Genomic DNA, 13,294 nt, shown 5'->3' on the forward strand with positions numbered 1-13,294 from the left:
AAAAATGACATATTCGGCTCCTGAATCACAAGTGAATGTAACCACCGGAGCCAGATTTCAAGCCGATTTGATGAGGGGGCGAAAACGACATATTTACGCATGGCGGGGGCTCCGATATGTTTAGTGTAAGCGTTATCACACGCCGCTGAAGCGAGATGCGGGGGAACGGGCAGGCTTAACTAACGATCAAAAACCGTGGCCGAGAAACAGGGACATTTGGTGGAGGATCGGCCCGCCGATAGATGCGTTGAAGATGGAAGCTTCACCGAAGAAGGATGTTTCATTTAAGGAGAAGGTTTCATTGAAGAGGGATGTTTTTTCATTGTACGGAACCATCAAAACCGATCGAAAGAACTCTCAGGATCCTGCTCGAAACGAGGGGCGCTAAGCTGCTTGACTGGTTGAACGGCCCTCACCTTTCGAGGAAGGGCATCGCTTAGATGCTGGTCAGCTGAAATTTTTGTTCCCTTAGTAAAAGGGAGAAACAACGTGAGACAGCTGGCAGGGCACATCGTCATAGGGCTCACAAGAGGAAGTTCAACCAAAACTCTTCCTTGGCCAGGTAATATACTGCACATAATTGTGTAACTTAATCTATCATGATTGTGTGAGGTGTTGCCAAATTTACCCGAATTCAATGCAAAAACAACATATTCCTCTGATCAAAACCGGTCGATTTTCTTCTTGTTCGTACGGGTTTTGCCCTGAATTTCAGGTTCATGTGGAAAATGACATATTTACGAAGGTTTTACCGATCGAATACGTTTAGATCACAAACCTTATTCACCCGCCTTTTTCGGGCTTTAACATCCGTCATCACGGAGAGATAAAGGCAACAAAGAATCTACCAGAGAAGGAGTGATACGATGCATGAGACAAAAGCTGCCATCGCAGGCACGCCGGCTGTGATGCCGAGAAAGAAAACCCACAAAAGCTTGTGGAAGCGCATCATTCTGAACTGGGAGCTGTACCTGTTTATTGCGCCGGCCTTTTTCTACTTTCTTATTTTCTGTTACGGGCCGATGTACGGCATCCAGATCGCGTTCAAAAACTTCATTCCGACAAAAGGAATCACGGGAAGCCCGTGGGTCGGCTTCGACCACTTCATCCGCTTCTTTCATTCCTATTACTTCTGGGATCTGCTCTGGAACACGCTGAGCATCAGCTTGTACTCGCTGGTCGTCGGGTTTCCGATCCCGATCATTCTGGCGCTGGCCTTCAACGAAGTCCGGAACGGCTTCTTCAAGAAGCTGTCCCAGACGGTGACGTACGCACCGCACTTCATTTCCATGGTCGTTATGGCGGGGATGATTATCACGTTCCTTTCGCCGTCGACGGGGATTGTCACCCACATGATCGAGGGTCTGGGCCTAAAATCACCGGACTTCCTCACCGACCCGCGCTGGTTCAAGACGATGTACGTCTTCTCGGACGTGTGGCAGAGTGCCGGCTGGGGCACGATCATCTATCTCGCCGCGCTCTCGGGCGTTGATCCGGGGCTGCATGAGGCGGCGATTATCGACGGGGCCTCGCGCTTCCAGCGCTTGCGGCACATCAACATCCCGGTGCTGGTCCCGACGATGACCATCCTGCTCATCCTGAATATGGGCAGCCTGCTCGGGGTCGGCTTTGAGAAAATCCTGCTGCTGCAAAACCCGCTCAACATGAGCTCGTCGGACGTCATTTCCACCTTCGTCTACCGCTCGGGTCTGGTGGATGCGCAGTACAGCTTCTCGACCGCCATCGGCCTGTTCAACTCGGTCATCAATGCGGTGTTGCTCATCGTCGTCAATCAGATCGTCCGCCGTACGAGCGAGAACAGTTTGTGGTAGAGAGGAGGGGCTTCGATGTTATCCGGAGTCAGAGAAACCCGGCGGGATAAAGTTTTTCTCGCCTTCAATTACCTGTATGTGTTTCTGGCGTTTCTAATCGTGTTCTACCCGCTGGTGTACATGGTCAGCGCCTCCATCAGCGACCCGAAAGCGGTCGGGTCGGGGGAGATGTGGCTGTGGCCGAAAGGCATTACGTTTGACGGCTACAAGCGGGTGTTCGAGAACACAAGCATCTGGACGGGGTATGGCAACACGATTCTGTACACCGTGGTTGGGACCGCGATCAACCTGCTCGTGACGCTGCCGGCGGCGTATGCGCTGAGCCGCAAGGACTTTGTCGGCCGCAACTTCTTTATGGGCATGTTCATGGTCACGATGTTTTTCGGGGGCGGCCTGGTGCCGACGTACCTCCTGGTGAAGCAGCTGGGCATGGTCAACACGATGTGGGCGATCGTCATTCCGTCGGCCGCGTCGATCTGGAACATCATCGTCTCGCGGACGTTCTTCCAGAGCTCGATTCCGAAGGAGCTGCAGGAAGCGGCGCAGATCGACGGGTGTACGAACATGCGGCTGTTCGTGAAGATTATCCTGCCGCTGTCGATGCCGATCATCGCGGTCATGGCCCTGTTCTACGGGGTGGGCAACTGGAACAGCTACTTCTCGGCGCTCATTTACCTGAACGACTCGGCGAAATACCCGCTGCAGCTGGTGCTGCGCCAGATTCTGGTGCTGCAGGAAATGGCCGCGCAGGGCGGAGGAGCGATCGACGCCTCCACGGCGGCCGCGATGAACAACAAGGCGGAAATCGCCGCTCTGGTGAAGTATTCCGTGATTATCGTCGCCACGATTCCGGTGATTGTCATTTACCCGTTCCTTCAGCGTTATTTTGTGCAAGGTGTCATGATCGGTTCGGTTAAGGGCTGATCTTGCCATAGATCAATAACTTTAAAAGGGGAGTTGTTGTCATGAAAAATCTTCGCAAAGCATCATCCATTCTGCTCTGCCTGACGATTTCCGCCAGCCTGCTTGCAGCCTGCGGATCTTCTAAGGGAGACGGAGGAAGCGGATCCGCATCATCCGATAGTTCGGCGACCGTGGAGGGAGTCAAGAAGGAAGGCTTTCCGATCGTGGATAAGCCGCTCACGCTGAAAGTGATGTCCCAGGACGCGGGCGTGGCCGACTGGAACAAAATGCCCGTGCTGCAAGAGATGGAGAAATTGTCGGGCATCCATCTGGAATACCAGCTTTCGCCGATCGACAGCTTTGAAACGAAGAAGAATCTGATGTTCGCCAGCGGCGATCTGCCGGATATGCTGTATGCGGCTGACCTGAAGCCGTCGGAGCAGGTGACGTACGGAACCCAGGGCGTCCTGATTCCGCTCGAAAAGTACATCGACGAAGGCTATGCGCCGAACATCAAGAAAATTCTCGACGAGCATCCGGATGTACGCAAGTCGTTTACGACGCCTGACGGTCATATGTATGCCCTGCCGTTTATCGACACGGCCGCCGTCTGGTACCGCAGCCCGATGTGGTATAACGGCAAGTTCCTGAAGGCGCTGAACGTAACCGAGCTGCCGAAGACGACCGACGAGCTGTACACGCTGCTCAAACGCTTTAAGGATGAAGACCCGAACGGCAACGGCAAGAAGGATGAAATTCCGCTGACTTCGGTTAAGCTGGACGATTTGCGGATGTATTTCTTCGGATTCTGGGGCATGTATGACGAGAAGATTTACGCAGACAAGGACGGCAAAGTACACTACTCCCCTCAAGAAGAAGGCTACAAGGGTTACTTGACCTTCATGAACAAGCTGTGGAAGGAAGACTTACTGGATCACGAGACGTTCTCGCAGACGGCCGACCAGAAAAAGGCCAAAGGACAAAACAACCAGATCGGCCTGTTTAATGACTACTTCCCTTACTTCACGCTGGGCGGCGAGCCAAGCTCGGACAACCCGCTCATGACACCGGTTGCCAGCGAAATTGCGGGAACGCCGGTTTACGGCAAACATCCGGGCATGTCGGCTAACGGCACGTTTGCGATCACAAGCAAGGACCCGGCGCCGGAAGCGACGATGCGCTGGATCGACTATCTGTACAGCTATGAGGGTTCGACGCTGTTTAACCAAGGACCGGAAGGCGTGCTGTGGAAGTACAAAGACAAGGAAAACCACGTCAAGGAATGGCTGCCTGTACCGGGCGGCGGCGACCGCGAAGAATACCGCGGCAAAATTACGCCGAACTTCGGCATCCTGACGCCGGGCGTCAACGATCCGGAAGTGACCAAAGGCCTCAGATCTGAGTTCGACGACTGGATTGACAAGGAGAATGCGGAGAAGCTGACGCCAATCGGCAAATCGCCGTTCCCGAACGTCTATCTGACGAACGAACAGCAGAGCGAAGCGTCCGCCTTGATGTCCGACCTCGATACCTACGTGCAGCAAATGGAAGCGAAGTTCATTACCGGACAGGAGCCGCTTTCCAACTGGGATAAATACTTGGCACAAGTGAAAAAGATGGGGTCTGACCGCATCGTGGAACTGTACCAAGCCGCATACGACCAGTGGAACACCGGCAAATAAGCCGATTCATACCAAGTGCAAGGAGCCAACATATCCCGGCCGAGAGGCCGGGGGTTGGCTAATTGTCATTTAAGGTGGGGATGAGGCAACTTGCCCCATCATCCATTTCAATTTTTAACCTAATATAAATACATAAAAAACCGTAGCATTTCTGGAAGAAGGCGAATGAGGCGCTGCAGCTGCGGCCCAACGATTCCGTTTACGGGTTCGGCTCAGCCCTTGGTAAACCGTACGGAACCCAAGAGGGTGCAGCGGGAACAAGGGATACGGAGGGAAATCCATTGAGTTATCAAGATTCTGCTTTGAGCAGCGAGGAGAGGGCGGAGCATCTGCTCAGCCTCATGACGCTGGAGGAAAAGGTCGGACAGCTTGTGCAGCTGTTCGGCTGGAAAACGTACCGGCGGGAGGAAAACGGCGTCGCGCTGGACGAGGCGTTCAAAGATGCCGCCGAACGCGGCGGCATCGGTTCGCTGTACGGCGTGCTGCGCGCCGACCCGTGGACGGAAGTGACGCTGGCGACAGGACTGTCGCCTAAGGAAGGCGCGGAGACGATCAACGCGATCCAGCGGTACGCGATCGAGCACTCGCGCCTCGGCATCCCGATCCTGTTCGGGGAGGAATGCTCGCACGGTCATATGGCGATCGGGGCGACCGTGTTTCCGGTGCCGCTGGCGCTGGCCAGTATGTGGAACCCGGCGCTGTATGAAGAGATCTGCCGGGCGATCGCTCTGGAGACGCGCAGCCAGGGCGGAGCGGCCACGTATTCCCCGGTGCTCGACGTCGTCCGGGACCCCCGGTGGGGGCGGGCGGAGGAGACATACGGGGAAGACCCGTGGATCGCTTCCGTGATGGCGGAAGCGGCGGTGCGGGGGCTGCAGGGCAAGCGGTTGGACGCCGACGACAGTGTCATTGCGACGCTGAAGCATTTTGCCGGCTACGGCAGCTCGGAAGGCGGACGCAACAGCGCGCCGGTTCATATGGGACTGCGCGAGCTGCACGAGGTGGACCTTCGGCCGTTCAAGGCGGCGGTCCGGGCCGGTGCGAAATCGGTTATGACCGCGTATAACGAAATCGACGGGGTGCCGTGCACCTCCGATAAATATCTGCTTACAGACCTGCTGCGCAAGGAGTGGGGTTTCGACGGATTCGTCATTACCGATTGCGGAGCCATCAACATGCTGGTGTGGGGGCATGACACAGCGGCCGACCCGCAGGAGGCGTCCGCCATGGCGGTGAACGCCGGCGTGGATATGGAAATGTCCGGCGACATGTTCCGTGCGCACTTGGCAGCGGCTGTGCAGAGCGGGCGCACCCGGATGCAGACGCTGGACCAAGCGGTACTTCGCGTGCTGAAGGCGAAGTTCGAACTGGGGCTGTTCGAGCAGCCTTACGTCGACCCGGAACGGGCAGCCCGCGTCATCGGCAGTGAGGAGCACATCCGGCTCGCCCGCCAGGCGGCCGTAGAAGGCATCGTCCTGCTGAAGAATCAGGGGGACACGCTGCCGCTGTCCAAGGAGTCGGGGACGGTCGCGGTCATCGGACCGAATGCCGACAACGTGTACAATCAGCTCGGAGACTATACCTCCCCGCAGCCGCGGGAGCAGGTGTCGACCGTGCTGGACGGCATCCGGGCCAAGCTGGCGCATGCGCCGGAGCGGGTGCTGTACGCGCCGGGCTGCCGGGTCAAGGATGACAGCCGGGAAGGCTTCGACCTGGCGCTGAAGACGGCCGCCGCCGCGGACACGATCGTGCTCGTGCTCGGCGGGTCGAGCGCGCGCGATTTCGGCGAAGGCACGATCGACCTGCGCACGGGTGCGTCGGTCGTGACGGACCGCCCGCACAGCGACATGGACTGCGGCGAAGGCATCGACCGCTCAACGCTGGGCCTGTCCGGCGTGCAGCGGGAGCTGGCGGAGGAGCTGGCCAAGCTCGGGAAGCCGCTGGTCGTGGTGTACATCAACGGCCGGCCGGTTGCGGAGCCGTGGATCGACGAGCATGCCGACGCCATCCTGGAGGCATGGTACCCGGGACAGGAGGGCGGCCACGCGATTGCCGATATCGTATTCGGCGACGAGAACCCTTCCGGCCGGCTGACGGTCTCCGTTCCGAAGCATGTCGGCCAGCTGCCGGTCCGCTATAACAGCAAGCGTACGACCGGACGGCGCTACCTGGAGACGGATTTGGAGCCGGCCTATCCTTTCGGGTTCGGGCTCAGCTACACCGAGTTCGAGTATGGCCCGGTGACCGTCTCGCCGGCGGAAATTACGCCGGAAGGACGGGCGGAGGCTGCGGTAAAGGTGACCAACACCGGCAGCCGGGCCGGAGCGGAAACGGTCCAGCTGTACATCTCCGACAAGGTCAGCACGGTGACCCGGCCGAAGAAGGAGCTGAAAGGCTTCGCCAAGATTTGGCTGCAGCCGGGTGAGACGAAGACGGTCACGTTCGGGATCGGGCACGAAGAACTGTCTTTCATTGACCGTGATCTGAATCCGGTCGTCGAAGCCGGCGAATTTGAAATTCAGATCGGCCGGCATGCCCAAGACGTGCAGTCCGCTGTACTGACGGTCCGGGAACAAAATTAAAGCCGCGGAATACAAGCCCTTGTTTGCTGGATGACCCGGCCAAGCTCTCAGAAGTGCCGAGCCGGATCGCGTCGCGGCTGAACGGAAGCCGCCAGTTCCGGCTGGAGATTCAGGCCGATGAAGGCGGGATCGCGCTGTATGGCTGGAATGCCGGCCGTTATCCGCTGGATATCGTGATCCACTGCCAATAACGCAGTCACTTAATAAAGCAATCGCACGATGAAATAGTTGGGAGGCCTGGCGGCATGATGCTGCCGGGCCTTTTTTTGCGCCCGAGATCCCCGGTGCATCCTTATGTATTTTTTTACAGATAAATATTGACAAAGGGGGGCGGCGAGAGTAAATTAAACAACGTATTAAACACTGTTTAAATTTGCTGCATGACAGGAGAGGGGGGGCAGGTGAAAGAACCGATGAAGGAAGACACCACAGGGCATACCTCAGGAACCGACACCAAACACGATATATTAAAAGCCACCGTCGAGCTGATTCGGGATGAAGGCATTGAGTGTGCCACCTTGCGCCGGATCGCGACCAAGGCCGACACCAACCTCGCGCTGGTCAATTATCACTTCGGCTCGAAGGAAAAGCTGATCACCCAGGCCATCCGTTCCCTTGTGCTGACGTTCGAGGACGTGTTTAACGCGCTGGAGGACGACACGATGCCGGCGAGGGAAAGACTGAAGCAGTTCTTTTACCGCTATGTCCGCCATCTGCAGGAGTACCCGGGGCTGGTGAGACAGATGATCGATCAGACCCGCGTTATTTTCGAGTCGCAGCATGAGTACTCGCATTACTGCAAGGTGATGAAGACCCGGCGTCTGATCGGGACGGTCCGGGAAATTACCGGGGAGGAAGACGACGATAACATCCGGAAGATGCTGATGCAGCTGTACGGGGCGATCTTTTTCCCGGTCATCATGAAGTCCTTTCTGGCCGAAGGCGACGAGGATATGGCCTCAACCATCCATATCGCGCCGCTTGAAGAGCAGATTGACACGTTGTTTGAGCACTATTTTCACCAATACAGCTAGAGTGGAACGGGAAACCAAACTATATATAGAAATGAGTGGAGAGATTTATGTCTAAAACCTTGGCGGGCAATCCCGCCGCAGAAGTTCCATTCTCGCTGAAAAAGATCATTCCGCCTATGCTGGCCATTATCGTCGGTATGATCATGGTCATTCTGGACAGCACCGTGGTCAACGTGGCGGTGCCGAACCTGGTGAGCTATTTTCACACCGATCTGAAGACCATTCAATGGGCGATTACCGGCTATACGTTGGCTCTATCGGCTGTTATTCCGCTGGCGGGCTGGATGACCGATAAATTTGGCTCCAAGCAGGTCTTCCTGGCCACCATCATTATGTTTGTCATCGGATCGGCGCTCTGCTCCATGGCGCAGACGTCGACCCAGCTGATTATTTACCGCGTTATCCAGGGGCTTGGCGGGGGCATGGTCGCGCCGATCGGCATGGCGCTGGTCTTTAAGCTCGCTCCTCCGGAGCGCCGCGGCTCGATCATGGGGCTGCTCGGCATTCCGATGCTTCTCGCGCCGGCGCTTGGCCCGATTCTGTCGGGCTGGCTGGTGGAGTATGTGAACTGGCACTGGATCTTCCTGATTAACGTTCCGATCGGGATCGTCGGCGTCATCCTGGGCGTGAAGTTCCTGCCGACAGCGGATCGGCAGCAAACTCCGCACCTCGATTTGATCGGCATGATTCTGGCTCCGATCGCCTTCGCCATGCTGGCTTACGGCGTCAATGAGGGAGGCAGCGTAAGCTGGTCCTCGACCGGCGCATTGACCGGGCTCATCGTCGGCGGGGCAGCCCTGCTGATTTTTATCGCTGTGGAGCTTCGGCAGAAGAACCCGCTGCTGGAATTGCGCGTCTTCGGCTCCTCGGATTTTACCCGGGGCATCATTCTCTCCTGGATCATGCAGGCGGCCTTGTTCGGCTCGATGCTGTTCGTTCCGCTGTACCTGCAGCAGATACGCCAGTTTACGCCGCTGGAGACCGGCTTCATCCTGCTGCCGCAGGCGCTGGCTTCCGGGATCGGCATGCCGATCGGTGGGAAGTTCTTCGATAAATACGGCGCCCGTCCGGTGGCGATTATCGGCCTTCTCCTCATTTCGGCAGCGCTGTTCAGCCTGTCGCATATTACGGCCGACACGTCGCTGTGGAATATCATGCCGCTGCTCTTCATGCTCGGATTCGGCATGGGCTTGTCGATGATGCCGCTCAATACCCACGTGCTGAACGCCGCACCGCGCAAGCTGGTGAACCGGGTGACGCCGCTGACCGCCGCTGCCCAGCAGGTCGTCGTGTCCTTTGCGGTCGCCGGCATGTCAGGCTACCTGATCAGCCGCACCACCGCTCACGCGAGCCATGGGGGCAATCCGCTGAACGCGGCAGTGCAGGGTTTTGACGATGTGTTCTTCCTGGCCTCCTGCTTTGCGATTGTCGGTGTGGTGCTGTGCCTCATTCTGCGCAGACCGAAGCCGGCCGCCGCGGATGCCACAGACGGAAGCCAGCCGGATCCGTCGCTGATGATCAGCCACTGATCGGCAAATCTTCGAATACATGTCTATACGGGAACCCGGAATCCTTCTTGATGAGAGAGGCCGGGTTCCCTCTTTTTTGGAAAATTTTGATGTTCACCCGTCGAATTCTGTCGTATCATGAAGCTAGGGCCTTTACGGGCACGGAGCGTGCTGCCATATCCCTTACTTCTATACTTACGATAAAAAGGAGAAATCGATCATGTCTGAACGTTTTCATATCGTGGGGATTTCCGGAAGTCTCCGCAAGCATTCCCACAATACACAGCTGCTTCATAACGCGGCAGCGCTTCTGCCGGAGGATTTTCGCTTCACGCTTGCCGACATTTCCGTACTTCCTTTATACAATCAGGATTTGGAAAGTGAACTGCCGGAAGCGGTGAAGCAGTTCGCTGAGCTGCTGCATTCGGGGAATGGCTTTTTGATCAGCTCGCCGGAATATAACGGGCAGCTGTCAGGCGCGTTGAAGAATGCGCTGGATTGGGCTTCAAGACCGGCCCTTCAAACGCCGCTGGCCCAGAAACCGGTAGCACTTATGGGCGCCACGCCGGGCATGGGGGGTACGGGCAGAGCCCAGGTTGGCATACGCTCACTTTTGTTTGCGCTCAATATGGATTCGGTGAACCGGCCGGAATTTCTGCTCCCGCAATCGCATACCAAATTTGACGAATCCGGTGCGCTGACAGACCCGATGGCCCAACAGATTATGCAGCAGCTCGTGGACAATTTGGTCACCAAAATCAAGAAGCATGCCAGCGAGCAGTAAGTAAAGCCAGCCGGCCTTGCACGTTGATTGCAAGCAAGCTTGATAACGGCCTATTCCCGGTAAGTCCTTCCCGTTCAACGGGGCTTCGGGTTTCTACGCTGCGGTAAGCATTGGGAACGAAATACTTAACAACTTGCCGCTGACAAAGGCCTGTCCAACAAGGGATATGGATGAATCGCTTCGTGCACGCCGTAGGGGCGTCCGCTTACTGGGCGGGAAAGGCTTCGGTACACGGGAAGCGCCGTGATGGCTGGAGCCTTTTTTTAGGAGTCGGTTGAAACCTGAACCCGGGCTTCTGCGTATTACCTAGTTATCCAGCAATATGCGATGGACCTGTTTCGGCGGGCCGCCACATGGTAAATGAATGGGGAAGGCTTAGTTCTGCCCCGTCTACTGCCTTAGCGGCAGAACGCGGAGCTTCCTGCAAAATGCCGGATGGAATCATCAAGACTACTTTATAAGGAGAAGATGTTGAAGTGGAAAGTGACAGGTATGTGTTAAATTTGGTTTTGGTTGCATTACTGATCGGTTTGTCGGCCTTTTTCGTTGCGGTAGAGTTTGCCGTGATCCGTGTACGGGGAAGCCGGGTCGATCAGCTGATCGCCGAAGGGCGCAAGGGCGCAAAGGCTGTGAAGAAGGTTATCGACAATCTGGACGGATATTTGTCCGCGTGCCAGCTCGGGATTACGATTACATCACTCTGTCTTGGTTTCCTCGGGGAGCCGACCGTGGAGAAGATCCTTACCCCGGTGTTTGAGAAATGGCATATGCCTGAAGCGTTAGGCCATTTTCTGTCTCTGCTGATTGCCTTTACGGTCATTACGTACCTGCACGTCGTTATTGGCGAATTGGCGCCGAAAACAGTGGCCATCCGCAAAGCGGAGACCATTGCCCTGCTGACGGCGACACCCATTATCTGGTTTAACAAAATCATGTACCCGTTCATTTGGCTGCTGAATGGATCGGCGAACCAGCTGGTCCGATTGTTTGGCGTAAAGCCCGCTTCCGAGCATGAGGAGGCCCACTCCGAGGAGGAGCTTCAGATTATTCTGAGCGAGAGCCATGAGAGTGGAAAAATCAACGATAACGAATTCGGTTATGTCAGCCGGATTTTCGCGTTCGACAACATGCTGGCTAAGGAAATTATGGTACCGCGTACGGACATGATCTGTTTGGACAAAGACAAGTCGCGGTCTGAAAATATGAAAATTATTAAAGAACAGCAGTACTCCAGGTTTCCGCTTATCGACGGAAGCAAGGATAATGTCATCGGCATCATTAATACGAAGCAATTTTTCCTGGCTTATGAAGAAAACGAAGAGTTGGATGTGGCGAGCCTGATCCATCCGGTGATGGCGGTATCCGAAGTGACACCGGTCAATGTGCTGCTGCAGCGGATGCAGAAGGAAGCGACGCATATGGCGATTCTGATCGATGAATACGGCGGAACTTCCGGTCTTGTCACGATCGAGGACATTATTGAAGAGATCGTCGGCGAAATTCGCGACGAGTTCGACAAGGACGAAGTCGAGGACGTCCAGGAGATCGGCGAGCAGCATCTGATCGTGGACGGCAAAGTATCGATTTCAATGATTAATGATTATTTCTTTATGGATCTGGATACAAAGGAATGGGATACGATCGGCGGCTGGCTCTACAGCCAGATCAGCGAAATGGCCGAAGACGAGACGTTCGTGTACGAAGGAACGGCCTTCACCCTGCTGGAGCGGGATCATAACCGCTACTGCCGCATCGAAATCAAGAAGATCAAGATGAGTGAGGAATAAATATGGACAATCCGGTGAATTGGGCAAGCCGTTTTAAGCGGTTTTTACTAAATAACAGATTTGTATTGTTTATGCTGGTGCTGCTGCTCCTGGGACTGAATATTCTGGTTCTCACCAAGATTTCATTCGTATTCGAGCCGGTGATCGTCCTGGTCAAAACCGTCGTGCTGCCGCTCATTCTCGCCGGAATCGCGTATTATTTGCTCAATCCGATTGTGGATTTTATGGAAAAGCGGAAGGTGAAGCGCCTGCACACCATTCTGCTGCTGTACGTCTTCATTATCGGCATGCTTGCCGCGCTCGTGACGCTGGTCATCCCGGTCATCCGGGAGCAGATTATGGATTTGGTGAACAATTTCCCGGGCTACGCCGAGATTGCCCGCATCAAGGTCGAAGAACTGATGGGAAGCAATCTGATCAGCAATCTGCAGGAGACCGTGTCGTTCGATCCGCAGGAGCTGATGAAAACCGTCTCGGAGAAAGGCTCGGAATTTCTGAACCGCACCTGGACGGGGCTTGGCGGATTCGTGGGCGGGCTGATTGAAGTGGTTCTGGCCATCGTGACGCTGCCCTTCATTCTGTTCTACCTGCTGAAGGACGGCAAACGGCTGCCGGGTTACATTTTACACTTTGTGCCGACGCGGCTGCGCGGGGAAACCTCGCGGGTCATGAAAGAAATGAACCATCAGATCAGCTCTTATATCCGCGGGCAGATCATCGTCAGCTGCTGCATCGGGTTGCTGCTGTTTGCCGGGTATATCATTATCGGCTTGAAGTATTCGCTGATTCTGGCGATCATCGCTGCATGCACCAGCGTCGTCCCGTATCTGGGACCGGCGATCGCCATTACGCCGGCACTCATCGTTGCGGTCGTCACCTCGCCGATCATGCTGCTCAAGATGGTGATCGTCTGGACCGTCGTCCAGCTCATCGAAGGGAAGTTCATTTCCCCGCAAATTATGGGCAAGACGCTGAAAATTCATCCGATCACGATTATCTTCGTCATTTTGACGAGCGGCAACTTGTTTGGCGTCGTCGGCATTCTGCTTGCGGTGCCGGGATATGCCGTGCTGAAGGTCGTCGTATCCCATTTGTACCGCTGGTTTCGGGTGCGCTCGGGGCTTTACGAGCCCGAACCCCCGCCGGCGGTTGCAGCGGGCGACTCCCGGGAGCCGTGATGGC

10 protein-coding genes are annotated in these 13,294 nt (G+C 55.9%); all 10 read left to right on the forward strand.

The window, feature by feature from the left end; translation table 11 throughout:
* Positions 1-908 precede the first annotated feature (908 nt).
* Positions 909-1,832, forward strand: a complete 924-nt coding sequence (locus tag KI379_RS23725; RefSeq protein ID WP_244879424.1) for an ABC transporter permease — start codon at positions 909-911, stop codon at positions 1,830-1,832.
* 15 nt (positions 1,833-1,847) lie between these two features.
* Entirely contained in the window at positions 1,848-2,756 is a 909-nt protein-coding gene (locus tag KI379_RS23730; RefSeq protein ID WP_076173532.1) for a carbohydrate ABC transporter permease, read from the forward strand.
* Positions 2,757-2,797: 41 nt separating this feature from the next.
* On the forward strand, positions 2,798-4,417 hold the full coding sequence (locus KI379_RS23735; protein WP_076175986.1) for an extracellular solute-binding protein: 1,620 nt from the start codon (positions 2,798-2,800) through the stop codon (positions 4,415-4,417).
* Positions 4,418-4,698: 281 nt separating this feature from the next.
* The gene (locus tag KI379_RS23740) at positions 4,699-6,999 is read left to right on the forward strand and encodes a glycoside hydrolase family 3 N-terminal domain-containing protein (RefSeq protein ID WP_373309609.1); all 2,301 of its coding nucleotides are present in this window, start codon (positions 4,699-4,701) and stop codon (positions 6,997-6,999) included.
* A gap of 23 nt (positions 7,000-7,022) precedes the next feature.
* Positions 7,023-7,190, forward strand: coding sequence for a hypothetical protein (locus KI379_RS23745; protein WP_212985073.1), 168 nt, complete (start codon positions 7,023-7,025; stop codon positions 7,188-7,190).
* A gap of 210 nt (positions 7,191-7,400) precedes the next feature.
* Positions 7,401-8,033, forward strand: coding sequence for a TetR/AcrR family transcriptional regulator (locus KI379_RS34255; RefSeq protein ID WP_181152982.1), 633 nt, complete (start codon positions 7,401-7,403; stop codon positions 8,031-8,033).
* Positions 8,034-8,080: 47 nt separating this feature from the next.
* On the forward strand, positions 8,081-9,562 hold the full coding sequence (locus KI379_RS23755) for a DHA2 family efflux MFS transporter permease subunit (RefSeq protein ID WP_212985074.1): 1,482 nt from the start codon (positions 8,081-8,083) through the stop codon (positions 9,560-9,562).
* A 199-nt stretch (positions 9,563-9,761) separates the two neighbouring features.
* Entirely contained in the window at positions 9,762-10,325 is a 564-nt protein-coding gene (locus KI379_RS23760) for an NADPH-dependent FMN reductase (protein ID WP_076175978.1), read from the forward strand.
* 476 nt (positions 10,326-10,801) lie between these two features.
* Positions 10,802-12,112: a hemolysin family protein gene (locus KI379_RS23765; protein ID WP_212985075.1), complete on the forward strand. Its 1,311-nt coding sequence runs from the start codon at positions 10,802-10,804 to the stop codon at positions 12,110-12,112.
* Between the two features lie 2 nt (positions 12,113-12,114).
* Positions 12,115-13,290: an AI-2E family transporter gene (locus tag KI379_RS23770; protein ID WP_212985076.1), complete on the forward strand. Its 1,176-nt coding sequence runs from the start codon at positions 12,115-12,117 to the stop codon at positions 13,288-13,290.
* The last annotated feature ends 4 nt before the right edge of the window (positions 13,291-13,294 follow it).

It is taken from the genome of Paenibacillus cineris, assembly GCF_018333335.1.
Classification (GTDB): Bacteria; Bacillota; Bacilli; order Paenibacillales; family Paenibacillaceae; genus Paenibacillus_AQ; species Paenibacillus_AQ favisporus.